The organism is Thermodesulfitimonas autotrophica, assembly GCF_003815015.1.
GTDB lineage: Bacteria > Bacillota > Desulfotomaculia > Desulfotomaculales > Ammonificaceae > Thermodesulfitimonas > Thermodesulfitimonas autotrophica.
In genome coordinates, this window is the sequence record NZ_RKRE01000003.1 from 208783 (window position 1) to 234665 (window position 25883).

General features: G+C 59.8%; 30 protein-coding genes and 1 pseudogene. 17 read left to right on the top strand and 14 right to left on the bottom strand.

Annotated elements, in window-relative coordinates; genetic code table 11:
- Positions 1 to 25: 25 nt before the first annotated feature.
- The gene (gene ligA / locus EDD75_RS08460; RefSeq protein ID WP_123931973.1) at positions 26 to 2035 is read left to right on the top strand and encodes an NAD-dependent DNA ligase LigA; all 2010 of its coding nucleotides are present in this window, start codon (positions 26 to 28) and stop codon (positions 2033 to 2035) included.
- 61 nt (positions 2036 to 2096) lie between these two features.
- Positions 2097 to 3140 carry a recombinase RecA gene (recA, locus tag EDD75_RS08465; RefSeq protein ID WP_123931032.1) on the top strand — a complete coding sequence of 348 codons (1044 nt, stop codon included), beginning with the start codon at positions 2097 to 2099 and terminating at the stop codon, positions 3138 to 3140.
- A gap of 81 nt (positions 3141 to 3221) precedes the next feature.
- Here recA and EDD75_RS08470 read toward each other — a convergent pair whose 3' ends face one another.
- The 6 genes and pseudogenes from EDD75_RS08470 to EDD75_RS08490 all read right to left on the bottom strand — a co-directional run bounded on the left by EDD75_RS08470 (position 3222) and on the right by EDD75_RS08490 (position 8329).
- Positions 3222 to 4991: an NADH-dependent [FeFe] hydrogenase, group A6 gene (locus EDD75_RS08470; protein ID WP_123931034.1), complete on the bottom strand. Its 1770-nt coding sequence runs from the start codon at positions 4989 to 4991 to the stop codon at positions 3222 to 3224.
- 78 nt (positions 4992 to 5069) lie between these two features.
- A complete protein-coding gene (locus EDD75_RS11380) occupies positions 5070 to 5393 on the bottom strand; it encodes an NADH-ubiquinone oxidoreductase-F iron-sulfur binding region domain-containing protein (protein WP_342781000.1) in 324 nt (107 codons plus the stop codon).
- Between the two features lie 96 nt (positions 5394 to 5489).
- A pseudogene (locus EDD75_RS11385) lies at positions 5490 to 5888 on the bottom strand (hydrogenase iron-sulfur subunit); the annotation flags it as partial.
- A gap of 4 nt (positions 5889 to 5892) precedes the next feature.
- Positions 5893 to 6552: a cytochrome b/b6 domain-containing protein gene (locus tag EDD75_RS08480; protein WP_123931039.1), complete on the bottom strand. Its 660-nt coding sequence runs from the start codon at positions 6550 to 6552 to the stop codon at positions 5893 to 5895.
- Positions 6553 to 6555: 3 nt separating this feature from the next.
- Positions 6556 to 6900: an iron hydrogenase small subunit gene (locus EDD75_RS08485; RefSeq protein WP_123931042.1), complete on the bottom strand. Its 345-nt coding sequence runs from the start codon at positions 6898 to 6900 to the stop codon at positions 6556 to 6558.
- A gap of 28 nt (positions 6901 to 6928) precedes the next feature.
- Complete coding sequence (locus EDD75_RS08490; protein ID WP_123931045.1) at positions 6929 to 8329, bottom strand: [Fe-Fe] hydrogenase large subunit C-terminal domain-containing protein; 1401 nt, start codon at positions 8327 to 8329, stop codon at positions 6929 to 6931.
- Positions 8330 to 8906: 577 nt separating this feature from the next.
- Here EDD75_RS08490 and EDD75_RS08495 point away from each other — a divergent pair.
- The 7 genes from EDD75_RS08495 to hydE all read left to right on the top strand — a co-directional run bounded on the left by EDD75_RS08495 (position 8907) and on the right by hydE (position 15559).
- Positions 8907 to 9389, top strand: a complete 483-nt coding sequence (locus EDD75_RS08495) for a DUF3842 family protein (protein ID WP_123931048.1) — start codon at positions 8907 to 8909, stop codon at positions 9387 to 9389.
- A gap of 180 nt (positions 9390 to 9569) precedes the next feature.
- On the top strand, positions 9570 to 9836 hold the full coding sequence (locus tag EDD75_RS08500; protein ID WP_123931051.1) for a TM1266 family iron-only hydrogenase system putative regulator: 267 nt from the start codon (positions 9570 to 9572) through the stop codon (positions 9834 to 9836).
- A complete protein-coding gene (locus tag EDD75_RS08505) occupies positions 9823 to 11271 on the top strand; it encodes an aspartate ammonia-lyase (protein WP_123931054.1) in 1449 nt (482 codons plus the stop codon). The genes EDD75_RS08500 and EDD75_RS08505 overlap by 14 nt, the downstream gene beginning before the upstream one ends.
- A gap of 104 nt (positions 11272 to 11375) precedes the next feature.
- Complete coding sequence (hydG, locus tag EDD75_RS08510) at positions 11376 to 12851, top strand: [FeFe] hydrogenase H-cluster radical SAM maturase HydG (RefSeq protein WP_123931057.1); 1476 nt, start codon at positions 11376 to 11378, stop codon at positions 12849 to 12851.
- A gap of 37 nt (positions 12852 to 12888) precedes the next feature.
- Positions 12889 to 13212 carry a hypothetical protein gene (locus tag EDD75_RS08515; protein WP_123931060.1) on the top strand — a complete coding sequence of 108 codons (324 nt, stop codon included), beginning with the start codon at positions 12889 to 12891 and terminating at the stop codon, positions 13210 to 13212.
- A gap of 2 nt (positions 13213 to 13214) precedes the next feature.
- A complete protein-coding gene (gene hydF, locus EDD75_RS08520) occupies positions 13215 to 14495 on the top strand; it encodes a [FeFe] hydrogenase H-cluster maturation GTPase HydF (RefSeq protein ID WP_170157812.1) in 1281 nt (426 codons plus the stop codon).
- A complete protein-coding gene (gene hydE, locus EDD75_RS08525) occupies positions 14492 to 15559 on the top strand; it encodes a [FeFe] hydrogenase H-cluster radical SAM maturase HydE (protein WP_123931066.1) in 1068 nt (355 codons plus the stop codon). The genes hydF and hydE overlap by 4 nt, the downstream gene beginning before the upstream one ends.
- Here hydE and EDD75_RS08530 read toward each other — a convergent pair.
- Entirely contained in the window at positions 15545 to 15946 is a 402-nt protein-coding gene (locus tag EDD75_RS08530) for a hypothetical protein (protein WP_123931069.1), read from the bottom strand. The two genes, hydE and EDD75_RS08530, sit on opposite strands and share 15 nt — an antisense overlap.
- 126 nt (positions 15947 to 16072) lie before the next feature.
- Positions 16073 to 16732: a sulfurtransferase-like selenium metabolism protein YedF gene (yedF, locus tag EDD75_RS08535; RefSeq protein ID WP_170157779.1), complete on the bottom strand. Its 660-nt coding sequence runs from the start codon at positions 16730 to 16732 to the stop codon at positions 16073 to 16075.
- A gap of 205 nt (positions 16733 to 16937) precedes the next feature.
- On the opposite strand from yedF, the gene EDD75_RS08540 reads away from it, so the two are divergent.
- Positions 16938 to 17396, top strand: a complete 459-nt coding sequence (locus EDD75_RS08540; RefSeq protein ID WP_123931075.1) for a universal stress protein — start codon at positions 16938 to 16940, stop codon at positions 17394 to 17396.
- A gap of 5 nt (positions 17397 to 17401) precedes the next feature.
- Here EDD75_RS08540 and EDD75_RS08545 read toward each other — a convergent pair whose 3' ends face one another.
- Entirely contained in the window at positions 17402 to 17965 is a 564-nt protein-coding gene (locus EDD75_RS08545) for a Uma2 family endonuclease (RefSeq protein WP_123931078.1), read from the bottom strand.
- Between the two features lie 172 nt (positions 17966 to 18137).
- Here EDD75_RS08545 and EDD75_RS08550 point away from each other — a divergent pair, with 172 nt between their 5' ends.
- Both EDD75_RS08550 and EDD75_RS08555 read left to right on the top strand, forming a co-directional pair.
- Positions 18138 to 18383, top strand: coding sequence for an AbrB/MazE/SpoVT family DNA-binding domain-containing protein (locus EDD75_RS08550; RefSeq protein WP_123931081.1), 246 nt, complete (start codon positions 18138 to 18140; stop codon positions 18381 to 18383).
- Positions 18371 to 18829, top strand: a complete 459-nt coding sequence (locus EDD75_RS08555; RefSeq protein ID WP_123931084.1) for a type II toxin-antitoxin system VapC family toxin — start codon at positions 18371 to 18373, stop codon at positions 18827 to 18829. The genes EDD75_RS08550 and EDD75_RS08555 overlap by 13 nt, the downstream gene beginning before the upstream one ends.
- A gap of 252 nt (positions 18830 to 19081) precedes the next feature.
- Here the strand turns inward: EDD75_RS08555 and EDD75_RS08560 are convergent, their stop codons facing one another.
- Together EDD75_RS08560 and EDD75_RS08565 are read right to left on the bottom strand one after the other, a co-directional pair.
- The gene (locus tag EDD75_RS08560) at positions 19082 to 19516 is read right to left on the bottom strand and encodes a type II toxin-antitoxin system VapC family toxin (RefSeq protein WP_123931087.1); all 435 of its coding nucleotides are present in this window, start codon (positions 19514 to 19516) and stop codon (positions 19082 to 19084) included.
- 5 nt (positions 19517 to 19521) lie between these two features.
- Entirely contained in the window at positions 19522 to 19749 is a 228-nt protein-coding gene (locus EDD75_RS08565) for a hypothetical protein (RefSeq protein WP_123931090.1), read from the bottom strand.
- 490 nt (positions 19750 to 20239) lie between these two features.
- Here EDD75_RS08565 and EDD75_RS08570 point away from each other — a divergent pair, with 490 nt between their 5' ends.
- Positions 20240 to 20509, top strand: a complete 270-nt coding sequence (locus tag EDD75_RS08570) for a type II toxin-antitoxin system HicB family antitoxin (protein WP_123931094.1) — start codon at positions 20240 to 20242, stop codon at positions 20507 to 20509.
- Positions 20509 to 20754 carry a type II toxin-antitoxin system HicA family toxin gene (locus EDD75_RS11520; protein ID WP_123931098.1) on the top strand — a complete coding sequence of 82 codons (246 nt, stop codon included), beginning with the start codon at positions 20509 to 20511 and terminating at the stop codon, positions 20752 to 20754. Before EDD75_RS08570 ends, EDD75_RS11520 begins: the two co-directional genes overlap by 1 nt.
- Here EDD75_RS11520 and EDD75_RS11525 read toward each other — a convergent pair.
- Entirely contained in the window at positions 20751 to 20921 is a 171-nt protein-coding gene (locus EDD75_RS11525; RefSeq protein WP_342780994.1) for a DUF433 domain-containing protein, read from the bottom strand. The two genes, EDD75_RS11520 and EDD75_RS11525, sit on opposite strands and share 4 nt — an antisense overlap.
- A 523-nt stretch (positions 20922 to 21444) precedes the next feature.
- On the opposite strand from EDD75_RS11525, the gene EDD75_RS08585 reads away from it, so the two are divergent.
- From EDD75_RS08585 to EDD75_RS08595, 3 genes are all read left to right on the top strand, one after another.
- Positions 21445 to 23448 (top strand): copper amine oxidase N-terminal domain-containing protein, encoded by a 2004-nt coding sequence (locus tag EDD75_RS08585; protein WP_123931101.1) that lies wholly within the window; start codon positions 21445 to 21447, stop codon positions 23446 to 23448.
- A gap of 176 nt (positions 23449 to 23624) precedes the next feature.
- Positions 23625 to 24743 carry a TolC family protein gene (locus EDD75_RS08590; protein WP_123931104.1) on the top strand — a complete coding sequence of 373 codons (1119 nt, stop codon included), beginning with the start codon at positions 23625 to 23627 and terminating at the stop codon, positions 24741 to 24743.
- Between the two features lie 45 nt (positions 24744 to 24788).
- A complete protein-coding gene (locus EDD75_RS08595; protein ID WP_123931107.1) occupies positions 24789 to 25046 on the top strand; it encodes a TolC family protein in 258 nt (85 codons plus the stop codon).
- Positions 25047 to 25128: 82 nt separating this feature from the next.
- Here the strand turns inward: EDD75_RS08595 and EDD75_RS08600 are convergent, their stop codons facing one another.
- Both EDD75_RS08600 and EDD75_RS08605 read right to left on the bottom strand, forming a co-directional pair.
- On the bottom strand, positions 25129 to 25542 hold the full coding sequence (locus EDD75_RS08600) for a type II toxin-antitoxin system VapC family toxin (protein ID WP_245963160.1): 414 nt from the start codon (positions 25540 to 25542) through the stop codon (positions 25129 to 25131).
- The gene (locus tag EDD75_RS08605; RefSeq protein ID WP_123931112.1) at positions 25535 to 25810 is read right to left on the bottom strand and encodes a ribbon-helix-helix domain-containing protein; all 276 of its coding nucleotides are present in this window, start codon (positions 25808 to 25810) and stop codon (positions 25535 to 25537) included. The genes EDD75_RS08600 and EDD75_RS08605 overlap by 8 nt, the downstream gene beginning before the upstream one ends.
- Between the last annotated feature and the right edge of the window lie 73 nt (positions 25811 to 25883).

Below are 25883 nucleotides of genomic sequence, written 5' to 3' on the forward strand. Positions count from 1 at the left end.
GCGGGAGGAGGTCGGGTTACGCGTGCTGACGCGGGAAGAGGCGCGCCGCCGGATTGAGGAACTCCGGCGGGAGATCGAGTACCACAACTACCGCTACTACGTTCTCGACGCCCCCGTTATTTCGGACGCCGAGTTCGACCGGTTGGTGGCGGAACTGGTTGCCCTTGAAGAGGCCTTTCCGGAGTTTATCACTCCTAACTCGCCGACGCAGCGGGTTGGCGGCGCGCCGCGGGAGGGCTTCGCCACCGTCCGCCACCGGCTCCCGATGCTGAGCTTAGCCAACGCTTTCGAGCCGGGGGAACTGCGGGACTTCGACCGGCGGGTGCGGGCGGCGCTGCCGGGGGAGCAGGTGGCTTACGTGGTGGAGCCCAAGATCGACGGGCTCGCGGTCTCCCTCACTTACGAAAACGGTGAGTTCGTCCAGGGGGCGACACGCGGGGACGGGGAGACGGGCGAGGACATCACGCCGAACCTCCGGACGGTGCGCTCGCTACCGTTAAGGTTGCTCAAGGACGCGCCCCCGTTGGTGGAAGTGCGCGGTGAGGCTTACATGCCGAAGGAGGCCTTCGCCCAGCTCAACGAGCGGCGGGAAGAGGCGGGCGAACCGCCCTTCGCCAATCCCCGGAACGCGGCCGCCGGTAGCCTCCGGCAGCTCGACCCGCGGGTAACTGCCCACCGCAAGCTCGACATCTTCGTTTACGGCCTCGGCTACAGTGAAGGGCTGGCCCTCACAAGCCACCACGCGGTGCTCGCGTGGCTTGCCGCGCAGGGCTTCAAGGTAAACCCGCACTACCGTCTTTTCCCCGACATCGAGGCGGTTATCGCCTACTGCCTCTCCTGGCAGGAAAAGCGTTTCGACCTCCCCTACCAGATCGACGGGATGGTGGTTAAGGTCGACGACTTGGCGCAGCAGGAGCGGCTTGGGGCGACGCTCAAAAGCCCGCGGTGGGCCGTCGCTTACAAATTCCCGCCCGAGGAGGCGGTGACCCGGTTGCGGGAGATTGTGGTGAGCGTCGGCCGGACCGGCGTTCTCACCCCCACCGCGGTCTTCGATCCCGTGCATCTCGCGGGAACCACGGTGAGCCGGGCGACGCTGCACAATGAGGATTTGATCCGCGAAAAGGACATCCGCATGGGCGACTACATCGTGGTCCACAAGGCCGGGGACGTCATTCCCGAGGTGGTCCGCTCCCTGCCCGAGCGGCGCACGGGCGGCGAGCAGGTTTTCCGGATGCCGGCGCGGTGTCCAGTCTGCGGCGCGAAAACGATCCGGGAAGAGGGCGAGGTGGCCATCCGTTGCCCGAACATCTCCTGTCCGGCGCGGCTCAAGGAGAGCATTTTGCACTTCGCTTCCCGGAACGCGATGGACATCCGGGGCTTGGGGCGGGCGCTGGTAGAGCAATTAGTGGAGAAGGGCCTGGTGCGGAACGTGGCCGATTTGTACAGGCTCAAGGCGGAAGATCTCGTGCGTCTCGAGCGGATGGGACCGAAATCGGCGGCCAACCTGCTGCGCGAGATCGAGGCGAGTAAAAAGCGGGACCTCGGGCGGCTTATCTTCGCCTTAGGTATCCGGCACGTCGGCGAGCGGGCCGGGAAGGTTCTGGCCGCTCACTTCGGGAGCCTGGCGCGACTGATGGCGGCCACGGCGGAAGAGTTGACTGCGATCCCCGAAATCGGGCCGAAGATGGCGGCGAGCATCCGAACCTTTTTTAGCGAACCCCGCAACCGGCAGGTGGTTGAGGCGCTGGTAAGCGCAGGTGTAAACACGGTAGCTCAGACGGCAACGCCTGGTGGCGGGCCGCTGGCCGGCAAGGTCTTCGTCCTCACGGGGGCGCTCAAGGAATACACGCGCGAGGAGGCGACGGCCCGGATCGAAGCCCTGGGCGGCCGCGTCGCGTCGAGTGTGAGCCGGCGGACCGATTACGTGGTGGCGGGGGAGAATCCCGGCTCAAAGTTTGAGAAGGCGCGGGAACTCGGCATCAGGATTTTAAACGAAGACGAGTTCAACCGCTTGCTGGCCGGCGACGAAATTTAGCCGTAGCGTTCCGCGGCAAATTTTGTTAGAATCAAGAAAAAAGCGCGGGAGGAGATTCCCTTTGAGCGACCGGCAGAAGATGTTAGAGGCGACGCTCCTGCAGATCGAGCGGCAGTTCGGCAAAGGGGCGATCATGCGTCTGGGAGAGGCGACCGGGCGCTTTCAGGTAGAGGTGATTCCTTCGGGCTCCATCGCGCTCGACGTGGCGCTCGGCGTGGGCGGTTTCCCGCGCGGCCGGGTGGTCGAGATCTTCGGACCGGAATCCTCGGGCAAAACGACGGTGGCGTTGCACGCCATTGCGGAGGCGCAGCGCGAGGGCGGCGTGGCCGCCTTCATCGACGCGGAGCACGCCCTTGATCCGGTCTACGCGCGGCGCCTGGGGGTGGACGTGGACAACCTCTTGGTGGCGCAGCCGGATACCGGAGAGCAGGCGCTCGAGATCGCCGAAGCGCTAGTGCGGAGCGGCGCGGTGGACATCATCGTGGTGGACAGCGTGGCGGCGCTTGTACCCCGGGCGGAGCTGGAGGGGGAGATGGGGGACATCCACGTGGGCCTGCAGGCGCGGCTTATGTCCCAGGCGCTCCGCAAGCTCACCGGCGTCATCAGCAAATCCCGGACCACCGCCATTTTTATCAACCAGATCCGGGAGAAGGTGGGGGTGATGTTCGGCAACCCGGAAACCACGCCGGGTGGACGGGCGCTCAAGTTTTACGCCTCGGTGCGTCTCGAGGTCCGGAAGATTGAGGACCTAAAGCAGGGCGCCGAGAAGATCGGGAGCCGCGTCCGGGCGAAGGTAGTCAAAAACAAGATGGCTCCCCCCTTCAAACAGGCCGAGTTCGACATCCTTTACGGCGAGGGCATCTCGAAGGAAGGGAGCCTCTTGGACGCCGCGTTGGAGCTCAAGCTCATCACCAAGGCGGGAACCTGGTATGCATATGGCGACCAGCGGCTCGGGCAGGGCCGGGAAAACGCGCGCGACTACTTGAAGGAGCACCCGGAGCTCTGCCGCGAGCTTGAGGCAAAAGTGCGCCAGGCGCTAAACCTCTCCCGGGGCGAAACGGCGGCAGGCCGGCCGGAAACGGCCGCGACGCGCGGCGAGAGCTGAGGCTTGATTTGGTTTTAAAAACCCTACAGGAGAGAGGAGTCCTGTAGGGTTTTTAGTTAAAAGTATTTCGTTTCCCCGAACCTAATCCCGCGCCACCAGAGACTGCCGCGGCCTATAACTGGTATGCAAAAGCTGGTGGGACCGGTGCCCTAGGGGTTCGCCCAGGAAATCTTGGTATAGTTTCTTAATCTCCGGATTTTCGTGGGATTTCCGGTATTTAAGTGCTTTATCCCGCGTGTAGCAGCCGTCGATGCGCGATCTCCTGCGCCCGGTATCCGTGGGAATCGGCTGTCCCCCGCCGCCGATGCACCCACCAGGACACGCCATAACCTCGATGAAATGATAGTCTTTAAGCTCCCCGGCGCGCAGTTTATCCATCAAGGCGCGCGCGTTGGCAAGCCCGTGGGCGACCAAAACCTTGACCTTAGTGCCGTTCATGGGCACGGTTGCCTCTTTGATCCCTTCCATCCCGCGGACCGCTTCGAAGTCGATCCTCGCCAACGTCTTCCCGGTAGCGATCTCGTAGGCGGTGCGCAACGCCGCCTCCATCACGCCGCCCGTCGCCCCAAAGATCTGGGCGGCGCCGGTACCGACACCCATCAGTTCGTCGTAATCCTCGTCTGGGAGTGCGGTAAAGTCGATTCCGGCCTCCCTGAGCATCCGGATGAGCTCCCGTGAGGTGAGTACCACGTCCACATCCCTGCCGATAGCGGGGTTACCCCAGTAGCGGCTGGCTGCGTTCATCTCCGGCCGTTGCGCTTCGAATTTCTTGGCCGTGCAGGGCATTACCGAAACCACAAAAACGTCTTCCGGTTTGAGTCCCTTTTGCTGCGCGTAATAAGTTTTCGCGAGGGCGCCAAACATCTGCTGGGGCGATTTACAGGTAGAAACGTGCGGTAAGAGATCAGGGTAGAAGTGCTCCATGAAGTTGATCCAGCCCGGGCTACAAGAGGTTAGTTGCGGCAGGACGCCGCCCTCATTTATCCGCTTCAAAAGCTCTGACCCTTCTTCCATAATCGTGAGGTCCGCCGTGAAATTCGTATCGAAGACGGCGTCAAAACCGAGCCGCCGCAGGGCCGCCACCATTTTCCCCGTGATATCCGTCCCCGGCGGCAGGCCGAAAGCCTCACCGATGGTAACGTGCGTGGCCGGGGCGGTCTGGACCACGACATGCTTCCCGGGATCCGCCAGCGCCGCCCATACCAAAGGGGTATCGTCCCGCTCGGTTATTGCCGCCGTCGGGCATACCAGGGCGCACTGGCCGCACTGGACGCAGAGCGTATCGGCTAACTTGCGGTTGCCGGGCGGCCCAACGAGAGCGTCGAACCCCTGTCCCTGGAGCTCGAGCGCGGCGACCGTTTGGATGTTTTTGCAAACCGTGATGCACCGCTGGCAAAGGATGCACTTGCGCGGGTCGCGGATGATTGCGGGTGTGGAATCATCCCGGGGAAAATCGGCGCGCGTAGCGCCGCTCAAACGCACCGTCCGGACGTTAAGCTGGGCGGCTAACGCCTGCAGTTCGCAGTTTCCGTTTCGGGGACAGGTGGGGCAGTCCATATGGTGGTCCGATAAGATCATCTCCAGGGTCATCCGCCGGGAAGCCCGCACGGCCGGCGTATTGGTGTATACCTCCATCCCCTCTTCCGCCGGTGTGTTGCAGGCGGTGACGAAATCTTCCTTGCCCGCCACCTCAACCACGCAGATCCGGCAGGCGCCTACATCGTGCCCGATATCCTTCAGGTAGCAGAGGGTGGGGATCTTTACCCCCACTTGCGCCGCAGCCGCCAAGAGCGTGGTGCCGGCTGGGACGGTTACCGGTTGGCCGTTAATCCGTAAAGTTACAGTTGCCATTAATTACCCTCCTTATAAGACTAATCTCTTCTGAGGTGAGAATGAAGCGTTCCCCGGAAACCTGCGCCTGCAAATCGATCAGCCGACGATTGCCTGCCAGCCAAGATTGGGGGCCACGGTTCCGGAGCAGGAACCCGCCAGGTGGGCCGCAAACTCGTTCTGGCAGCATTCGAGCGCGTAGACCAGCGCCTTGCCCGCCATCCGGCCCAGGTCACATCTGGCTGCAGGCGCAACGGCCTTGGCCACTTCGCTGAGCAAAGCGATGTCTTCCCCGGTTGCCTCTCCCTTAAGCACGCGCTCCAAGAGTTCCTGACCGCGTTTGGTCCCTACGCGGCAGGGAACGCACGCGCCGCAGGACTCTTTCTGAACGAAGTCGAGAAAATATTTGACCATCTCCACCATACAGACGCTTTCTTCCAGAAGAAGCTTGCCGGCCGAGCCGAGGGCCGCCACCACCCGCCCCAAAGACTGGTAGTTGATTCCCGTAGCCTTTAGGGAGTTGGGCCCCAGGTCTTTTAGCCGGGCCGTGAAATCGGAAGCCACCTGGGCAAACCGGGCTCCCTCCGAGGCCGAAACCCATTCCAACCGTAACCGGTCCCGCTCGATCCCTATCCAATCGAGCAGGCGGTACAGCACCTTGATCCGCCGCTCGGCGTAGTAGTTGCCCCTGACGTAGTGACAGTCACCGGGATGGCAGCCGCCAACCAGCACGCCATCGGCGCCGCAAAAGAAGGCCTTCAGGATAAACTCCGGCTCCACCCGCCCCGAACAGGGCACCCTGATAATCCGGATGTTCGGCGGGTAACTGTACCGGAGGGAGCCGGCCAAGTCGGCACCAGCGTAACTGCACCAGTTGCACAAAAAGGCGATAATGTTGGGCTCAAAACCGTTTGCCATCCTTTTAATCCTCCTTGAGCAAGGCCAATTCTTTTTCCACCCATTTCGGGTTGTGTTCCCTGGCCCATTCTAACGGCACCGTGCCCGGACCGAATCTGAACATTGCCTTGAAATCTGGCCAGTTGTAAATTACTAACGGGACATGGACAAAAAGCATGAAGAGCGTCACAAAGAATGAGAGCCAGACGTGCAGTTTGAAAAAGGTGAGGGTCCAGAATTTTCCCAGCGCTTGGGGAATAAAGTACAGCGACCAGCCGGTTACTCCTAATATTGCGAGGGTGGCCACGACGCACAGTCCGTAAAACTTTTGGCCGGCGTTATACTTCGACTGCGGCGGGGAGTTAGGAGAACCGATTTTAAATAACTTATAGGGGTAGCCGCCGAGGTTTTTCCACCAGGCGATGGTATCCCGATCCCAGCTGAGCAGCTCTTTAGCGAACATAAACGCGCGGTCAGGCGTCACTACGAGGTAACCCAACGTCACAAAGGTCAAAGGGATGGCAAAGTAGATATGCCACTGCATAAACGCTGCCCTTACCGCCTCACCGACAAGTTTAAAGTAGACGGCAAACCCGGTTGCTGCCAGAACAATCCAGCAGATCATAAGCACGATATGCATAATCCTGCTGGGGACAGAGTGGCGTAGCACCACCATCTTCTCCATACATCACACCCCCATCGGAAAGGTTTTTACGCGCGGTGCATAACCCGTGTGGAGTAACGATTCGCTTGTTTCGCTAAGCGGATGGGTTGCGAACTCGCTGTAGAACCGCTTTAGCATCGGGTTCTGGTGGGAGACGGCGAGGCGGTAACGCTCCCTGACCCCCTTATCATCTTGGTATTGGGCTCTTTGCCGCAGCTTGATGTACTTATTCCGCTGAAGGACAATATCCGTTAGTTTGTAAGCCCCAAGGGCGGTGACCGCTACACCCACACCAAATATCTTCAAAAAGGTGCGCCGCGAAATTACCGCCGAAGCGGGCTTCTCAACGTACGTTTTGACTTCGGACATGCACTTTTCCCTCCTTTAAGTTAAGCACCTACAATCTGAGCGGTAGTAGAGGGTCGATCCACGAGGTTCCCATCGGATTGACGGGCTGCCCCCCGCCGTTTAAACAGCCGCCCGAACAGGTCATAACCTCGATGAAGTGGAAATTGCTCCTGCCGGCGACCGCGTCGTTGATTATCGGCTTCAGGTGGCTGCCCTCCGTCCCGATACCGTTGACCGTGCACACCCGCAGCTCAAACCGGTCGCTGCCGAGCAGTTTTTGGTACGCTGGTTTGAGCGGCACTTGGATGGTCGCCTCCACCACGGGGTCGGTATATCCCCGCACCTGTTTGAAGTCCCACGCTGAACTTAGGGCATCCGGCTCCTCCCCCGAAAGGACGTGGAAGGCGAACCTGACCGCCGCCTCCATCACCCCGCCGCTGGAACCAAAGATGGTGGCGCCGCCGCTGTACCACTCGAAATCCTGCGGGGTTTCCGCCTCGGGGAAGCGCAGCGGGTTTATGTTCAGCCTCCTGAACAGCGCGGCGAGATCCCGCGTGGTCAGTACCGCATCGACATCCGGCATTCTTGGGGAACGCTGGGGTAAACGGCCGTGCTCTTCCAGCCATTTCTGCGCGTGGCAGAACTCCGGGCGGGATGCTTCGAAAATCTTCGCCGTGCAGGGCATTATGCCGACGGTGTACACCTTCGCGGGATTGTGTTTCCAGATGTCTATCGCGCCGTATGTCTTAGCCGATGCCCCGGCCATCTGCTGGGGGGACTTGCAGCTTGAAACGTGGGGCAGAACCTTCGGGTAGTATAACTCGGCGTACCTCACCCAAGCCGGGCAACAGCTCGTAAACTGCGGCAGCGGCTTATGCTTGAAATGCTCAAGACCGACTTTGATCTTCTTGCCCCAAACCTCGATCTCGAGCTCCTTTAACCCGAGGAGCCAGTAGGCGATCCGCCCCAAAAGTTCCGTTCCTTCCTCCAAAATGGTCTGATCCGCAGCAAAGTTGTTTTCGTAGATTACAAAGCCGGCCTCTTTTAGAGCCTTATGAAGTCTGCCAACCGTGAGCGTGCCGGGCGGAGCGCCAAATTCTTCGGCTATTGCCACCCTTACCGCCGGGGCAATGATCGCTACCGCGAGGGTCTCTTTATCGCCCAGCTTCCGCAAAACCTCTTCTACGAACGCCATCTGCTCAATCGCCCCGAACGGACAATTGGTCAGGCATTGGCCGCAGTTTATGCACCGGTCTATCTCTATCCTGTGGGTTACCCCGATCTCCCCGCTGATAGCCCCGGCCGGGCAAACTTTTCTGCAGGTGTCGCAGCCGACACAGTGTCGGGGATTAATCCGGATTATTCCTTTGAGTTCGCCCGTCCGGTAAGAGCCGCCGCCGACACGCGCCTCCGGCGGTTCGGTAAACGTGCGCACCTTTGCGACACTCATTCTTTCTCCTCCTTGGGCCTTTAGTTAGAAAACCGCGAGATACCTAATACCACCGGTAGACCAGCGTTACCGCCTTCTTCGATCCTCACGCTCCTTTCCGCTTTTCTGCCGCACCGCTTAGCTCCTATCGCTTGTAAAAAAACAAAGACCACGAAAGCTGCCGTATCTCACGGTAGACCTTCGTGGTCTCCTTTAGCCCTACTTTAAAGGGAACCGCCGTACTGCCGGTTTCGCCCGGCTGACATCCAAGGTATAATTTTCGCTTTCACAACGAGATCTCCTGCTAAATAAAGAAAAAATTTGTCGCTGCTAAGTAAAATTTGTCGTCTCACGGGGGTTGTTTTCTGGGGCGCAAACAGCTATAATGGTGATTAACCGGCGACCGCGAAGGTCGGAATTCTTTTTACTTTTTTTCACAATAAAAGTCGCCATAAAAAGGCCACGGAGGTCTCTACCCTGCCGCGAAGGCAGGGCGGGCTCGGTGGTCTTTTTGTTTGGGTGTGTAAATTGAAGTCGAGCGAGGTAAACTTATGTCACTTTTACTAACGCTGGATGTACCACGAGAGGTAGAAAGGTCATGCGGATCGCGGTGATCGATGGTCAGGGCGGCGGTATCGGCAAGCTTCTGGTGGAAAAGTTGCGCCGCGCCCTGCCGGAAGAGGTGGAGATAATCGCCTTGGGAAGCAACGCGGTGGCCACAGCGGCTATGTTGAAAGCGGGCGCGAACAGCGGCGGTTCCGGCGAGAACGCGATCGTGCAAACCGCGCCTGCGGTGGATCTTATTGTGGGCACCATCGGCGTAGTTGTGGCCCACAGCATGTTGGGCGAGATCACGCCGCGGATAGCCGAAGCGGTAGCGCACAGCCCGGCACGCAAGCTGCTTCTTCACCTTAACCGGGCCGGAATCGAGATCATAGGCGCCTCAAAAGAGCCTTTACCCCACCTCGCGGATATGCTGGTGGAGGAGGTGCGTGCCCACCTGCACGAGCAAACGGCAAAAGGTAGCCGGTTGCTGCAAACCGCAGCGGCTACCCCGGTAAGCAAGAATTTCGACGCTTGAGGGGCGCCAAGATTACGCGCCGGCCTCATTTTTAAAAATTGAATCATCCGGTAGCTGCTTACCGCTTAAATTTTTAACGCAACGTCCTGCGGCGAGGGTTCGGGCCTGACGGCAAGGGACGGGGGGAAAACGGCCCGCCCTTTGCCCGGCGGGCCGTTAAGTTCGGGAGGCGAAAGGCGGATGGAGAGCCGGATAGGCGTTATCGGGATCATCGTGGAAAACCGGCGCGAGGCGGCACCGCGCGTTAACGAGATCCTAAGCCGGCACGCGGATATCATCGTCAGCCGGATGGGTGTCCCCTACCGGGAGAAAAACCTTTCGGTTATCGCGCTGATTGTAGACGGAACCACGGACGCCCTCGGCGCCCTGACGGGGCAGCTCGGCGCGCTGCCCGGCGTGAAGGTTAAAAGCGCCCTGGCGAGGAGGCTTTCCGGTGCAGACCCGTAAAGAAAAGGATCTGATTGGTGAACTGGAAGTGCCCCGTGAAGCTTACTACGGCATCCATACCCTGCGGGCCAGGAGTAATTTCGCCGTCTCGGGATTTGGCGTCCACCCCGACCTCATCTGGGCTCTGGCTCTGGTGAAGAAGGCTGCGGCCACGGCGAACACGGAGTTGGGTTTGCTCGACCGGCAGCGGGGGGCAGCCATCATCCAGGCGGCGGAAGAGTTAGCGGCGGGTATGTACCGGGACCAGATTGTGGTTGACGCCCTCCAGGGAGGCGCGGGCACCTCCACCAACATGAACGTCAACGAGGTTATCGCCAACCGGGCGATTGAACTCCTTGGTGGTGAGAAGGGCAACTACGCTATCGTCCACCCCCTGGATCACGTCAACCTTGGGCAGTCAACCAACGACGTTTACCCCACGGCGCTACGGGTCGCCGCTATTAAGTTGGTGCGGGCTTTGGCCCAGGCGATGGCGCGGCTTCAAGGGGCGCTCCAGGCAAAAGAGAAGGAGTTCGCGGGCATCCTCAAGATCGGGCGCACCGAGTTGCAGGACGCGGTTCCGGTCACCCTTGGCCAGGAGTTCGGGGCGTGGGCCGAAGCGGTGGCGCGGGACTGGTGGCGCCTCTACAAAGCCGAAGAACGGCTCCGCCAGGTCAACTTGGGCGGGACGGCGGTGGGCACCGGACTTAACGCCAGCCGGCGGTATATCTACCGGGTAATCGAGATCCTGCGGGAGCTAACGGGTTTTGGTTTGGCGCGCGCCGAAAATTCCTTCGAGGCTACCCAGAACGCCGATATCTTTGCGGAGGTTTCGGGGTTCCTGAAGACCGCCGCGGTTAACCTGGCCAAAATCGCGGGTGATTTGCGCCTTCTCTCCTCCGGTCCTCGCGCCGGCCTTGCGGAGATCAGGCTTCCCGAAGTGCAGGCCGGTTCCTCGATTATGCCCGGCAAGGTTAACCCCGTCATCCCGGAGATGGTCACGCAGGTCGCCTACCAGGTTATGGCTAATGATGTCGCCGTCAATATGGCCGCCGCTTCCGGCTGTTTGGAGCTAAACGCCTTTTTACCTTTGATCGCCCATAACCTCTTGCACTCCCTCACGTTGCTGACGAACGCGGCGCACCTCTTGGCGGAAAGGTGCGTGCAGGGTATTGTGGCCGATCCCGGGCGCTGCCGCGAGCTGTTGGCGGCCAGCCAGGGGGTGATCACCGCCTTTGTCCCCTACATCGGCTACGAGAAAGCTACCGAACTAGTGACTAAAGCCGTGGCCCTTGGCCGGCCGGTTACCGAGCTATTGGTAACCGAAGGGCTTTTTACCCAGGACGAGGTAGCGGCGATTTTGCAGCCGCAAGAATTAACAACGCCGGGAGTGGCCGGGGCCCGCTACTTCCGGAACCGAAGGCCGGGGCGGAACCCGCCCGAAAGTGAGCGGTGAGCGGGTGAGCGGGAGCGAAACAGGCGAGGTAGGCTGGCGGAGAACCCGCCTGAAGGTAGGCGCCCCGGTCTGGTTACTTAAATTTTGAAGGAAGGGGAGAGAAGATGTTAACACCGGAAGAAGAAGACTGGCGGGAAAAACGGTTGGCGCTGATCCGCAGGTACGAAGCGGCGGAGAAACGGGAGGATTTCATAAAAGAGGAAAAAATCACGGAAATCCTCGCCCGCACGGCGGACCCGCCGCGCGCCGCGGTTGCGGAAGTTTTATCTAAAGCGCGGGAGTTGCACGGCTTAAATCCGGAAGAGGCGGCGGTGCTCCTCAACTGCCGGGACGCTGAAGTGTGGGAAGAGATCTTTGCCACCGCCCGGCAGATTAAAGAGGCGGTTTACGGCAACCGGATTGTGCTCTTTGCGCCGCTATACATTTCGAGCCCCTGCGTTAACAATTGCGCTTACTGCGGTTTTCGCCATACCAACGCGGCCGTAAACAAAAGAACCCTAACGGCGGAAGAGTTAGCGGCAGAGGTCCGGATACTTACCCAAAACGGGCACAAGCGCCTCATCGTGGTTTACGGCGAACACCCCGTGAGCGACATCGACTTTATGTGCCGCACCATCGAAAAGATCTACGCTACCAAAAACGGCCGCGGGGAGATCCGGCGGGTCAACGTCAACGCCGCCCCGCTGACCGTGGCGGAGTACCGGCAGTTGAAGGAAGTAGGCATCGGCACCTATCAGGTCTTCCAGGAAACGTACCACCACGAGACCTACCGGAAGATGCATCCCGCGAACACCCTGAAAGGGTCCTACCGGTGGCGCCTTTTTGCCCTGCACCGGGCCATGGAGGCCGGCATCGACGACGTGGCGATCGGCGTTCTTTTCGGGCTTTACGACTGGCGCTTCGAGGTGCTCGGCCTCATCTGCCACGCGCTGGATTTAGAGCGCGAGTTCGGCGTGGGGCCCCATACCATCTCCTTCCCGCGGCTCGAGCCGGCTCTGAACACGCCGGTAGCGAGCGCCCCGCCTTACCCGGTTTCAGATGCGGATTTCAAAAAGGTTATCGCCGTCCTGCGCTGCGCGGTGCCCTATACGGGCTTGATTTTGACCTGCCGCGAACGGCCCACGCTGCGCCGGGAGGTCATCCCGCTCGGGGTATCCCAAACCGATGCGGGATCCCGGATTGCCGTCGGCGGCTACGCCCAAATGGCCCGGGAACATATCCCGGACCGCCAGCAGTTCCAGTTGGGCGACACCCGCTCGCTGGACGAGTTCATCCGCGAACTGTGCGAAGACGGGTACATCCCTTCCTTCTGCACCGCCGGTTACCGCGCCGGGCGCACCGGGTGTCACTTTATGTCTTTCGCCAAGAAAGGGCTGGTGAAAAACTTCTGCCTCCCGAACGCGGTGCTCACTTTCAAGGAGTACCTGCTCGACTACGCCACGCCGGCCACCCGGGAGATAGGCGAAAAAACGATTGCCGCCTACGTCGAAAGGTTCGCGCAGCAGATGCCCCAGCGCGCCGCGGTGCTAAAGGAAATGCTCACCCGGATGGAGGCGGGAGAGCGTGACCTTTACTTCTGAAGGCGGGCGGCGGCCGCCTCCAAACGCCGGGGGGAGGATGCCGGCAGCGCTGCTCACGGCCCTGCAGCAGGCGGCAGCGGCGGCCAGCTCTGCCTACGGCGTGCCCAAGATCTACTTCGCCCGGGCCTTCGGCAACCGCCTCCACTACCTGACAGGTTACGGCGAAGAGACTTACCTGCCGGCGGTAAAAGAGTTCATCGGCGACGATCTCTGGGTTTTTATCGAGGGCGCCGAGCGGCTGACGGAAGAAGAGCGAAGCGAACTGGTTAAAACGCTGCGGGCGGTTGTTGCTACCCATGGTGCCGCCCCCCAGACGCAGCCGGTGCCGCCCGGTACCAGAAAGGAGGAAACCAACCGGTGAGCCTGAACGCTACCCCGCGCGGCCAGCGCTTGCATATCGCTCTTTTCGGCCGCCGCAACGCCGGAAAATCGAGCCTGATTAACGCCCTAACCGGTCAAGAAACCGCCATTGTGGCCGACGTTCCCGGCACCACCACCGATCCGGTATCCAAGGCAATGGAGATCCTGCCTCTCGGTCCGGTGATGCTGATCGATACAGCGGGCCTCGACGACGTCGGGTACCTGGGAGACCTGCGGGTGAAAAGGAGTCTGGCGGTCCTGGAAAAGACCGACCTGGTGGTGCTGGTCGTCGATCCCGGCCAGGGCACCGGTTCCTTCGAGGCCGACGTGCTGAGCCGGAGCCAAGCCCGGGGCATCCCCGTTATCGGGGTAGCGAACAAGTGCGACCTCTACCCCGACCCGCCCGTCGGCGCGTGGGCAGCCGCGCTGCCCGTCCCCTGGGTGGTGGTGAGCGCCCGCACCGGCCAGGGGATCGACCGGCTCAAGCGGGCCCTCGTAGAACACGCCCCCAAGGACTGGACGCTGCCCACCATCGTCGGCGACCTCATCGCCCCCGGCGACACGGTGGTCTTAGTGATCCCCATCGACAAGGCCGCGCCGAAGGGAAGGCTGATCCTGCCCCAGCAGCAGGTGATTCGCGATGTCTTGGAGCACGACGCGGTGGCGGTGATGGTGAAGGAGCGGGAACTGCGCCACGCCCTCGCCGGGATGACCAGACCCCCGCGCCTAGTGGTGACGGATGCCTCCGCTTACCTGAAGGCCGCGGCCGATACGCCGCCCGACGTGCTTTTTACCTCTTTTTCGATCCTCTTCGCCCGCTTCAAAGGCGATCTCAACACCCTTGTGGCGGGGGCGAAAGCGGTGGATGGGCTGCGCCCCGGCGACAAAGTGCTGATCGCCGAGGCCTGCACCCACCACCCCATCGAGGACGATATCGGCCGCGTGAAGATCCCTCGCTGGCTGCGGCAGGTGGCGGGCGGGGAGCTTGTTTTCGACGTGGTGGCCGGCGGCGGGCCACTCCCGGATAACCTCGCCGCCTACCGGCTGATCGTTCACTGCGGCGGCTGCATGTTAAACCGCCGGGAGATGCTTTCCCGCCTGATGCAGGCGCGCGAAGCTGGCGTCCCGGTGGTCAATTACGGCGTGCTTATGGCGCACATGCACGGCGTGCTGCGACGGGCGCTCTCACCCTTCCCGGCAGCCCTGGCCGTGCTGGGCGAAGACCCGGAGGGTCTCGGTGAGGAGATATGGCCCTGCCACCTGGCGAAGTACATCCCCCAATGAGCGCGCCGCGGGAAGAATTCGCCGCCGCGTTGGCAAAAGCGGTGGCCACTTCCCGGCTGGAGCGGGAAGAGATCATTCTCCTCCTCAACGCCCAGGGGGAAGAGATGGAAGCCCTCTGCCAGGCGGCCGACGCGGTGCGGGCGAAATACCTCGGCCGTACCGTGCACCTGCGCGCGGTCATCGAGTTTTCCAATTACTGCGTCCGCAACTGCTTTTACTGCGGCCTGCGGCGGGATAACCGGCGTCTGTCACGCTACCGGATGACGCCGGCAGAAATCTTCACTGCCGCCAGACGAGCCAGGGCCGAGGGGTTTCGCACGGTTGTCTTGCAGGCGGGAGAAGACCCCTCCTACCATCTCCGGGAGCTATGCCGCCTTGTTTACCGCCTCAAAAGCGAACTCGACGTGGCCGTCACCCTCTCGGTAGGCGATCTTTCCCGGGAGGCGTACCGGGAGCTGCGTGCCGCGGGGGCGGACCGCTACCTTTTAAAACACGAGACCGCCGACCCGGCCCTCTTCGCCTCCCTGCGCCCCGGCACTACCTTCACCGCGCGGGTCAAAAGGCTGCACTGGTTGCGGGAACTTGGTTACCAGGTGGGCAGCGGTAACATCGTCGGCCTGCCCGGCCAAACCATCGCCTCGCTGGCGGCGGACATCCTGCTGCTCAAAGAACTCGACGTGGAAATGGCCGGCATCGGTCCCTTTATCCCGCACCCGGCAACGCCGTTAGGCGCTTTCCCGCCCGGATCCCTGAGTCTCACCCTGAAGGTGTTGGCCGTCACCCGGCTTCTGCTTCCCCTGGCCCACCTGCCGGCCACCACCGCGGTCGCCACCCTATCCCCGGAGGGACGGCGCCGGGCCCTCAAGGCTGGCGCCAACGTGGTGATGCCCGATCTCACGCCGTTCCCCTACCGGCAACACTACGCGATTTACCCGGGTAAGACCCGGCCGCGCGGCGAAGGGAGGGACGCTTTCCGGTGGTGGCAGCAGGAACTGGCGAAGATAGGGAGAGAAGTGGACTGCGGCTACGGACACAGCCCTAAGGCAACCCTAATCTTCCAGTGATTCCCAAGAGATGATTTCCTGCTCGAGGAAGCGGAGGCGGAGCCGTTCTCCCCGGCGTACGTGTCCGCTCTGGTGCATCTCGTACAGCCCCCGGTGGTGGTACCGGGCCACCGCACCGTTCGCGTGGCGCACCCCGATCCACCCCGGGCCGTAGGTGCCGAGAAACTCGACGTCTTCCTCCACCACCGGAGTGCAGCTTAACTTCAGTCCCAGGGTCACGCCCGGTAGCAGGATGAGCGCGGCAAGGAAGCCGATAATGAAGTAGACGCGGGGCCACTGGGGGTGCGTAAGCCCTACGAAGGCGATCACCAGGGCAACCGCAATGGGGATGACGAGAGTGGTTAAGTAGCTCATCCGGCGGCAGTATTCGCGCATTTTTAGCCCCATAATAGAATCTTCCGCCCCGGCTTGCCGGTGAAATATCTTCCGCACTCAGTATTACACATTCCGCTTTGCCCGTCAACAAGATCGCGGCAACCCGGCTGCGCGCTGGACGAACAGGTGCGGCGGCGCTTATCCCCAGACGAGCACGTTGCCGGCGAGTAAAGTGTTCAGTAGTTCGTAGGCGTTGGTCGGCCGGCCCACCTTGAGGGCGTGGGTCAGGTTGAAATGGTTGAGACAGGTGCCGCAGGCCAGAATCTGCACGCCTTTCTGCGCGATATCCTGCAGCGCCTCAAGTACCGGTGAACCTTCGCAGGCCAGCTTTACGCCTCCGTTTACTAACAGGATCGTTTCGGGCCGCGTCTCGTTGACCGCTAAGGTATCGAGGAGAATCTTGACCAGCTTGCGCCCGAGTTCCTCGTCGCCACGTCCTAACGCCTCCGTTTGGATCAGAAGCGTCCGCACCGCCCCCGTGCCGCAATAAACCTCGACTGCCGGCGCCGTGTGGGGGTGGGGTGCCGGGGCGCCGGTTTGCGCGGCCGCTGGCCCGGGCGCACCGCTAGTCCCCGCCGTAGGCGGCGCTCCTTCCCGCGTTCCGGTGAGCCGCCAGCAGCCCTGCTGCTCTTCTACCTTAATATTATAGCCGCTCTTCTCCCCGTAGCGGCGCACGTTTTCCACCGCCGCCCGGTTGTCCACCAGGATGGTGAAGGCCGCCTCCCCGGCGTCAATTGCTGCTTTAACGAGGAGCACCGGCTGCGGGCAGGGCTTCCCGCGGGCGTCGATCTCACGCACATGCTCACGCTCCTTTATTTATGGCGCGATTTTTGCCTTTAGTGTAGCCACCGCTTCCTTATTTGTCAAATAACAAAGCGTTATTTTACCGCGGCACGGCGCTGCTCACTACAGGTGCTGGCCCCCGGGTAGATGTACTTATTTTTCTTGCCGGGGAGGATTTTGGCGGCAGAGATGGAAGTGAAAACTTGAGGGGGTATTGGCTATGTACAACAAAATCCTGGTGGCGGTGGACGGGTCTGAGAACGCGTTGCGGGCGGTAAAAGAGGCGGTGCGCTTGGCGGAAGGGAATCCCGCGGCGCAGATCACGCTTATTACGGTAGTGCCTCCGGTGGATATGTTTTTCGGTTACGGGGAGATTTGGCTTACGGTAAGGCAAGAGACCAGGCAGAAAGCTTTGGAAAAGGTGATGCAAAAGGCGACGGAGGTCCTGGACCAGGCGAAACAGGCGGCGGAAATGGCGGAAGGTGCTGCGGGGCAGGTGGAAACGGTGATCCAGATCGGCGATCCCGCCCAGGCGATCGTGGAGTACGCCGGCAAGGAGGGCTACGAAGTGATCGTGATGGGGCGGCGGGGTACCGGTTTACTTCAGGAATTGCTCTTGGGGAGCGTCAGCCACAAGGTGATGCAGCTCGCGCCCTGCCCGGTGCTGTTGGTGCGCTGAGGTCCTCACCACAGAGAGGCCAGGTCGATCGCCAAACCGGGGAGTAGGGGGGAGGTTAAGAAGCCGGCGTCCTCGTACTCGGCGACTTTCACCAGCCGGTTCTCCTCGTCTCGCCGGTAAACCTCGCAGATCTTCAGCTCCGGGTCGGCGATCCAGTACTCAAGGACATCGTGGTTGGCGTAAAGCGCGCGCTTGAGCTTCCGGTCGAGCCTGCGGGAAGCCTCCGAAATGACCTCCACCACCAGGTCGGGCGCGCCCTGCACGTTTTCCCGGGTCAGGCGGCCCAGCCGCGCCTGGCTCAAGAAAATCAGGTCGGGCTGGACCACGTCCCGGCGGCTGAGCACCACGTCGACGGGGGCGAAGAAGACCTCGCCAAGATTATGCTCGTAGACAAAAGCGCTCAAAACACGGTAAAGCCTGCCGAGAAACCGCTGGTGAACCGTCGTCGGTGCCGGTGTCACGTAGTGTTCCCCCCCGATAAGTTCGTGCCGGCGCCCGTCGTCGGGGATGAGCAGGTACTCCTCGTAAGTCAGCCCGCCGGCCGCCGCTTCTTCTTTGGCGAGGCTCATAAGCGCCCTCCTTCCGGTTAGAGCGATCCTCTGGGGAAATTATACCACGGCTGCGACCTGTTTACAATTTTTAACGGGCTTTTAACGGGCCGTGCTTCCGCTGCTAAGCGAAGGAAAATTCTTGACCTTTTCCAACTTGATGACTATAATTCAGACTACGGGAGGTGACGACATGAGTACGGTTGAAACCGTCCGCCTGGGATCCAAGTGCCAAATGGTGCTCCCCCTCAAGATGAGGAAAGCCCTCGGCGTCTCCGAAGGAGATGAGCTCTTGGCGTTGCCTTTAGGGAGGGCTGTGATCCTCGTGCCTAAACCAAAGAGCTACGCGGACCGGCTCTTGGGCTTGCACCGCGAAATCTGGGCGGGCACCAGCACCGAAAAGTACCTCGGGGAGGAAAGGGCTTCTTGGGAAAGCTGAAAGACACCGCGTCCCGTGCAGGAATTGTTGCCCTCGACACCAGTTGCCTGATCTATTACCTGGAGGGAAATCCCCTGGCGCGCGGACTCGGAAACGAGATCTTCCAGCCTTTGGAGCAGGGGGCGTTCCGGGCCGTCATTTCTGCGCTTGCCCTCGCGGAGCTGCTCGTCCGCCCCAAGTCGCTCGAGAGGGAGGACGTTTGCGGCGAATACCTGGCTCTTCTCTGCTCCTACCCCAACCTGGAGATAGTGCCGCTCACTGTGGAGATAGCGGTCCGCTGCGCAAGCATCCGGGCCAAGTACCCCGCCGTGCGGACGCCCGACGCCATTCACCTCGCAACAGCCGCGGAAGCGGGCGCAAAAATCTTCCTCACGAACGATTCCAAGCTGCCTTCGAAGGTGGAAGGAGTAGAAGTCGTTCTGCTTCGAGAAACCCTCCGCCGTTAATCCCCTTCTCCCTTCAGAAGTGAAACGTGCGACTTGCCGGCGAAAAAGTGCCTCAACCGCGGCGAACCCTTCCTCCTTAAACATCCATTGCCCGGTTACCCTTCCTCGCGCAACTGGCGCACCCTTTCCTGCATTGGTCCAGGTACCCGGGACATTTTTTCGTAGCGTGCGTCTTCGGGTGTTGTATAGTCCTACCCGGGTGATGAAATGAGAAGTGCGGGCTGACAGTGATCAAGGTCGTTTATAACTCTATTACCTTCGCTTCGGCGGCTTTTTTCTTAGCGGTACCGCGGGTAAGCGGGTGAAACCGGCAGCATCAAAATGACCGTCAAAAGCGGCTGCCTCGTTAATCCCCAAGCGGCGCATGAGAGCAAAGCTGGTGCAGTCGGTAAAACTGAAATTCTGATCGCTGTGCTTGAGGAAAAGCGCCCAGGCTGTTTCTTCATCCGCGGTGTTCAGGCGTACCAGAGTGCAAATCTTGCTCTCCCGCAGGTGTTTCCCGTATTTCACGGCTACATGGTGGCCGAAATCATACCGCAGGATAGTCATTAATTCGTTGAAAACGAAGTTAGAAGTTACAAGGGGAGCAGGCACGTGGCTGAGGAAGGCTACCGCCTCCCGGTGATGGGCGTCACCGGCAAAGGCGTGAGCGTACCAAAAGCTGGTATCTACGAATATCTGGCGCATTTTACTCACGCTTTATAGAGGCGTTCGTCAATTGTTTCACTACCCAGGTCTTTTTCCGGTGGCGCCTGGGCTATCCCGGCAACTTCCAGCAGGGGGTCTTTGCCAGAGGTTTTGCTAACCTGACTGGCGATTATCTGCCTCAAGACAGCCGATACCGATTTCCCCTGCCGCGCGGCGATTGCCCGCAGAACCTCGTACTGCCATTCTTCAACTACGACCTGCATTCTACGCATCTCCGTTGCTCCTTTCCGTAAATTACACATTCATTATTACACATCTATCCGTGATTAGTCAATAGCGAATAACGGAAATCTCGCCGCTTTCGCTATTTTGATTCTTCTACGGATGGAGCTTCGGGGTCCGCTCAACGTTTAACGTTCGACGTTCTACGTTCTGCGTTCGGCGTTTGACGTTCGGCGTAAGCCGGCGAGCCGCGGGGATTGGGAAGATATTCTCAGACATGGCCGGCTGCCCGGTTGCCGGCGGCGCGGCGCAGGCTATAATGAGAGATAGAGACGGAACCCGGTGGGGTGATAAATAATAATTATAGGGAAGAAGCCGAACTGATGGAGCGCGCCATCGAGGAAGGCTGTGAACGGGTATCCTCTATGCGCGGTCGCATACGGAGCAGAGATGTCCCGGGAGCGGTACGTGGATATCGCCACGGAGGCTACCGGATGAAGTTTAGGCTTGATGAGAACCTTTTTAGGGAGGGTTTTGTATATGAAGGGAAAGGTTGAGTTTACGGCCGAGATATTTAAGGAGGGGGAGGTTTACGTTTCCCTGTGCCCGGAGTTGAACGTTTCGAGCTTCGGCGACTCGGTTGATGAGGCTAAAGAATCTTTGGCAGAAGCGGTTACGGCTTTCCTGGAAGAATGCAAAACAATGGGCACTTTCGAGGAGGTGCTCGAGGAAGCGGGTTTTCTTCGCACGGAGGGTGGCTGGGTGCCGCGCAAAGCCGTGCTTAAAAGCAAGCTGATTATTCCGGCCTGATGACGAGCGGCAGAAGGATAACGCCTGTCCACTATACGCTGCTTGTGCGGGTCTTTGAGTGTGACGGATGGAAAGTAACAAGGCAGAAGGGCGACCACCTCGTGATGACTAAACCCGGCGCCAAACGCCCTCTGGTGATTAAGACGAGTCCCCGCCTTGTACCTATAACACACATCCGTACCAATATGACCACGGCCGGTATGAGCAGGGAACGCTACTTTGAAATCCTCGATCTGTTGGACTAAATAGCCGGGATGCAGGCGTACGCAAGGCAGGCTTTTATGTCCTCCGGTTCCAGGGCGGGGTAGTCCTCCAGGATCTCCTGAGGTGTTATCCACCGGCATCCCAAAAGCCCAGGATGTTTTCCACCTTGATGCGCATCCCGCGAATAATGGGTTCTATTATACCACAAAAAATTTTTTCTTCCGGGCGGAACTTTTTCCGGCGGGGCGGTGTCTAATTAGTCAGGTAGCCGAGGAGAAATTCGCCATCCTTAGCAGGAAGTTGGCGGGGGATGGAGAATATTCCTCTTTCGGTTACCAGAGTAGTCGTTAGATTTTAGAGGTTAAGAAGCCGGGAGTTGGAAAGAGGGATTCGCGACGGAATTCGCCGGAGGCGAATTCTTACCGCTGACTTCCGACCTCCAACCTCCTGCCTCTAACCTCTGACCCAAGGAGGTGATGACCTGGAAGTTTTTCGGTCGCCAGGCCGGCAGTTTAGGGACGGGCGGGCGACGGCCCGCAGTGCGGTCCCGTAGCACCTCAGGAGGTTCTTTCGAAAGAAGTTCCTTTTCTCCGAATTCACCAACCAACTAACGAACCAAGGAGGGAAAAAGCTTGATCAAAGCGCGCAAAAGATGGCTCAGCATCCTGCTGACGCTCACCTTCCTGCTCAGCATTGTGCTGCCGGTAGGCACGGCGTTCGGCGCTGATCCGGTGACCTTCTCGAGTGCACTGGCAACGGTGGAAAAGAAGGATGGGCAAACGCTGGGCTGGATCAAAGTTGATGTCGACAGCGATACGTTAGCTGTAAGCGGCTGGGTTTATGCTACCGTAACGTTGCCGACTGGTGTGAAGTACGCTAAAGACCCGGCTTTGGGCACGCTCAGTAACTACGCAACGGCACCGTCAGGTGATCCTGGGAATGTTGAGCGGAAAACATCTTCCGATACGGTCCTAACGGTAGCTTACCCCCTAGATACAACTAAAAATACGGTTGTCCAGTTTAAATTTGATGCTACTGGTGAATCAAAAGTTAATATCGGTACCGATGCGGCGGACAACATCAACGTGAAAGTGACGGTAAAGATCATCGGCACCGACGGCTTGCAGGTCGGTTCTGACTACACTGCGGACCTCAAGGTCGGGCAGGTCGTGACCAAGGAAGTTACTGCTTCCGCGGAAACGGCGAAGGCTTTGAGTGAGGCGAAGAACGATCAGAAGGCTGCAAAGATTACCTTCACGGAAAGCGCGGCTGCTTCTCTTGTTCAGAATGATGAGATCTATCTCGAGTTGCCGTCCAGCTACTTCCAGTGGAGTAACACAATGCTGACGACTTCCGGGATCACCTATGGTGCTTACGGGCTTAAAGGTACCCTGTCGATTGATTCTACGAAAAAGAAGCTGACTTTAAAGGTTGATTCTCCGTCTGCTTTGGCCGACACGATTGCAGTTACTCCTTACATTAATGTAATGCCTGGGGCACCGACTGGCGATGTTACCGTGACTATCACTAGTTCCTCGACCAAGGTGAAGACCGCGACGCTGGTTATCGGCAACGTCGGTGCGCCGACGGTAACCCTGAGCACCAAGGACACCGTGACCGAAGACCTGCTGTTGGCGAAGAACGGGCAGCTTGTGGATGAGGTTACAGTAAAGGCCAACGGGAGCATTGCTAAGGACAAATCCATCGTCATCGCGGCGCCGGCGGGCGTGAAGTTCAATGGCACACCGTCGTGTAGTGTTGCTGGTTCCACGGTTACTCCCTTTGATGACAACAAGAAGGTTTGGATTATCCTCGGTAATGCTGCTGACGAAATCAAGATCACTGACATTAAAGTAGACGTTGACGAAACCGCGGCGCTCGGCGACCTGAAGCTCAGCTTCAGCGGCGATGCGGGTGCGACTGGCGACGTGGTGGTCGGCAAGATCGTTGCCCCGGCGACGGCTACGGCCACGGCTGTTGAGGTAGTATCGGGAACTAACGCTCAGGCGGCGGGTGATATTACCGTTACTGAAACCAAACCGGCGAGCATGGCCTCGGCTAACATCAAGCTCACACTACCTTCAGGTGTAAAGTTCAGCGACGAGTTCAAGTACAAGATCAACAACGGTGATGAGCAGACCACCAGTAACGCCAAGGGCCAGAATTACGCTGAGATTAACCTTAGCCTCGGCGGTGCAGTAGATACGATCAAGTTCTACGGCATTAAGTACGACGTTGACAGCACTTTCAAGGGTGACGTGGAGGTGGCGCTGAGCGGTGCGGCACTGAGTGCGAACTATTCGGGTAAGACTATCCTGCGGGTAGTCAACGCGAAGGCCGTCTCCGCGACCAAGCGTGACAGCTCCTTCGTCATCGGCTCCACCACCTATAAGGTGAACGGCGTCGAGAAGACGATGGACGTGGCGCCGTACATCAAGGACGGCCGGACCTACATGCCGGTGCGGTTCGCGGCGCTCGCTGCCGGCGTGGACGAGTCCAACATCATCTGGGACGGCGTGAAGAAGACCGTGACGCTGATCAAGGGTGACCGCGTCGTGCAGATGACCATCGGCTCCAAGACGATGCTGATCAACGGCATCGCGGTAACGATGGATGCGGCGCCGGAGATTAGCAGCGGCCGGACGATGCTGCCGTTCCGGTACGTCGGCCAGGCGCTTGGCGCGACGGTTGGCTGGGACGAAGCCTCCAAGACCGTCACGATGAACGTGCAGTAAAATAGTAAGGTTACGTTTCCGAAGGGCCCGCGGGGCTAATGAGCTCCCGGGCCCTTTTAAATTCTCTATTTCGGCTTGCTTGGTATCACGTTATAATCTCACATACCCTGTTGACGCGTGCTAGCCGGTAGGATATAGTTAAATTGGTTAAGCAAATTCCGGTGGGAGTGGTAGGCATGTGGAAGCGCGTTTGCGGTATGCTGGGTTCATTGTTGGTGGTCGTTATGCTGACCTTGCCGGCGGTGGCGGCGGAGAAGGAGAAGGCGCCGGTAAAACTGAGTATGGCGGAGGCCGTTTTCCGGGCGCTCTGCTTCAGCAAGAGCGTGGAGAAGGCGCAACTGGACCTCGACAAGGCTGAAAGCACGCGGCTTTCGGCAGCAGGCGCGGTACAGCCCCAGTGGTATACAACCTATACTCCCGGAACGGAGCCGCTGCTTTTCGCTAAGGAAAGCGCGGATTTTGGCTGGCGTGGCGCGCGGCAGAATTATGAGCTGGCTCGCGATACGGTGGTGCTTGACGTTTATAACCGTTACTACGCGGTGCTGCGGGCGCAGGAAAAGGTAGCGGCAAAGGAGGCGGCTTTAAAACCGCTGGAGAAGAAACTGGCGGTGACGCAGGCGATGGTCCGGGCGGGCGTGGCTACCCGGATAGCGCTCAAGGGCTTGGAGGCGCAGTTAGCAGGGGCGAAGGCGGCCCTGGCTGCGACGCAGGGGGAGCTGAACGACGCTTATGTGGCTTTCAACCAGTTGGTTGGACTGCCACCGGAGGAGCGGCCTGTGCTCACTGATACGGTTTCCTTTGCGCCCTTTACGGCGACCGAGAACGACTGCGTGTCTTGGGCAACGGGGAACAACCCGACGGTCTGGATTGCGCGCTACGCGGCGGAATATAAGCGCGCGGTTCAGAATTACGACACCGGCAACCCCGCGACGGTAGTAACGGAAGAGGATGCCCGGAAGGCGGAACTGGATGCGGAAAGTGCCGAGGAAGCGGCGACGCTTTTGGGGCGGAAGCTTTACACCGGCATCCGCAGTCTGGAGGAAGCGTATGCGGCGGCGCAGGAAGCGGTGGCTACTGCGGCGGAGAACCTGCGGCTGGCGCGCGTTAGGCTGGCAGCGGGGGCCGGGACGCCTGCCGAGGTGACGGCAGCGGAGGCGGACCTGGCGGCAGCGCGTCAGAGTCTTCTTGACCTGACAGTGCAGCACGCCTATATGAAGCTAGCTGCGGCGAAACCCTGGGCGTATTTGGGTGTATTAGCGGCAAGCGGCTCCGGGACGGCCGCGGCCGGAAAGTAGGGAGGGTGGACCCAAAAACCGCAGGCTCCCCAAGTAAAGAGAAAAATGGAGAGCACCTACCACGACCTGCGCGCCCTGGAGGAACAGGAGGCGGCGCTGGAAGCGGCAGTTAAGACGGCGCAGGACGCGCTCCGGGTGGTTGAGGCCCAGTACAAGGTGGGTTTGGTCGCGCGGGACAAGGTGCGCGAAGCGGAGGCGGCTTTAGCCGAGGTGCAGGCGAGCCTTTACGGCATCAAGTGCCAGCACGCGGCGCTTCTTGCCACCTGGCGCTACCTCACTGGCCGCCCGGTGGCGGGGATGTAGTTTGTGGTAAGGGTTGAGGCGTACGGCGGCCGTGGCGGCTTCGCAACTAAGGGGCGAAAAACTCTCTGGTAAGGGGCTACGGCTACGGCACGCAGTTGAAAGCCTTTCTGCGTCCGGGGCCGTAGCGGTAAACGAAAAAGTGATGGTCAAAAGTGAAGACCTGCTCGATGCCCAATCGTTCCATAGCGGCAAAGGTGGTTGCGTCGGTAAAGCTGAAGGTTTGGTCGGGGAAAGCGTTTATTATCTGCCACGCAACTTCTATGTCTGCCTCTTGCAGGGTGATAACAGGCACACGGGCTTCGCGCAGCGTTTCCCAAAAAGTGACGGCGGCAGGCCGGCCAAGACGGGCGGCCAGTAGCGTCCAGGTTTCCGCGAGGATCGCGTCGGTTGTTACCAGGGGGATTACGCCGGCCACTTTTTCGTAAAACGCTTTTGCCCGCTGGTGGTTTGTGTCTGAAGCGTCGCAGACGGCGTACCAGGCTCCGGTATCAACCATTATCACCTTTCAATGCCTCCGCCAGGTAGTGATCGTGCCGCACGGAAACATCTGTTTTATCACTTGCTCCCATTCCTACTATTTTAAGAAAAGTTTCCTTGCCTGCTGGTACGGGCCTGGCCTGCTCTTTCAGGTGTTTGGCGATTATCTCCCGGATTAGCTTGGCTAAGGAGACGCCTTTTTTGGCTGCTTCCCTTAATAGCGCCCGGTGCTGTTCGGGATGAAGGTAAATTTGTGTCCGTTGCATCAACATCACCTCCAGTAACATTATAATGTTTAAACCCGCCTTCTGTCAAAACGGTATCTAACGGGGCGCCCAGTGCCAGCACGCGGCCCCGCAC

Bases quoted from the DNA above. Each gene is read 5' to 3' on its own strand.
- EDD75_RS08565 (WP_123931090.1), bottom strand. From the start codon at position 19,749: ATGCGTAGAATGCAGGTCGTAGTTGAAGAATGGCAGTACGAGGTTCTG.
- EDD75_RS11380 (WP_342781000.1), bottom strand. From the start codon at position 5,393: ATGGTGGAGATGGTCAAATATTTTCTCGACTTCGTTCAGAAAGAGTCC.
- EDD75_RS08470 (WP_123931034.1), bottom strand. From the start codon at position 4,991: ATGGCAACTGTAACTTTACGGATTAACGGCCAACCGGTAACCGTCCCA.
- EDD75_RS08540 (WP_123931075.1), top strand. From the start codon at position 16,938: ATGTACAACAAAATCCTGGTGGCGGTGGACGGGTCTGAGAACGCGTTG.
- EDD75_RS08545 (WP_123931078.1), bottom strand. From the start codon at position 17,965: ATGAGCCTCGCCAAAGAAGAAGCGGCGGCCGGCGGGCTGACTTACGAG.
- EDD75_RS08495 (WP_123931048.1), top strand. From the start codon at position 8,907: ATGCGGATCGCGGTGATCGATGGTCAGGGCGGCGGTATCGGCAAGCTT.
- hydG (WP_123931057.1), top strand. From the start codon at position 11,376: ATGTTAACACCGGAAGAAGAAGACTGGCGGGAAAAACGGTTGGCGCTG.
- EDD75_RS08515 (WP_123931060.1), top strand. From the start codon at position 12,889: ATGCCGGCAGCGCTGCTCACGGCCCTGCAGCAGGCGGCAGCGGCGGCC.
- EDD75_RS08605 (WP_123931112.1), bottom strand. From the start codon at position 25,810: ATGTTACTGGAGGTGATGTTGATGCAACGGACACAAATTTACCTTCAT.
- EDD75_RS08590 (WP_123931104.1), top strand. From the start codon at position 23,625: ATGTGGAAGCGCGTTTGCGGTATGCTGGGTTCATTGTTGGTGGTCGTT.
- EDD75_RS08500 (WP_123931051.1), top strand. From the start codon at position 9,570: ATGGAGAGCCGGATAGGCGTTATCGGGATCATCGTGGAAAACCGGCGC.
- EDD75_RS08600 (WP_245963160.1), bottom strand. From the start codon at position 25,542: ATGGTTGATACCGGAGCCTGGTACGCCGTCTGCGACGCTTCAGACACA.
- EDD75_RS08570 (WP_123931094.1), top strand. From the start codon at position 20,240: ATGAAGGGAAAGGTTGAGTTTACGGCCGAGATATTTAAGGAGGGGGAG.
- EDD75_RS08560 (WP_123931087.1), bottom strand. From the start codon at position 19,516: ATGCGCCAGATATTCGTAGATACCAGCTTTTGGTACGCTCACGCCTTT.
- EDD75_RS08550 (WP_123931081.1), top strand. From the start codon at position 18,138: ATGAGTACGGTTGAAACCGTCCGCCTGGGATCCAAGTGCCAAATGGTG.
- hydE (WP_123931066.1), top strand. From the start codon at position 14,492: ATGAGCGCGCCGCGGGAAGAATTCGCCGCCGCGTTGGCAAAAGCGGTG.
- EDD75_RS08490 (WP_123931045.1), bottom strand. From the start codon at position 8,329: ATGAGTGTCGCAAAGGTGCGCACGTTTACCGAACCGCCGGAGGCGCGT.
- EDD75_RS08485 (WP_123931042.1), bottom strand. From the start codon at position 6,900: ATGTCCGAAGTCAAAACGTACGTTGAGAAGCCCGCTTCGGCGGTAATT.
- EDD75_RS08530 (WP_123931069.1), bottom strand. From the start codon at position 15,946: ATGGGGCTAAAAATGCGCGAATACTGCCGCCGGATGAGCTACTTAACC.
- EDD75_RS08480 (WP_123931039.1), bottom strand. From the start codon at position 6,552: ATGGAGAAGATGGTGGTGCTACGCCACTCTGTCCCCAGCAGGATTATG.
- EDD75_RS08595 (WP_123931107.1), top strand. From the start codon at position 24,789: ATGGAGAGCACCTACCACGACCTGCGCGCCCTGGAGGAACAGGAGGCG.
- EDD75_RS11520 (WP_123931098.1), top strand. From the start codon at position 20,509: ATGACGAGCGGCAGAAGGATAACGCCTGTCCACTATACGCTGCTTGTG.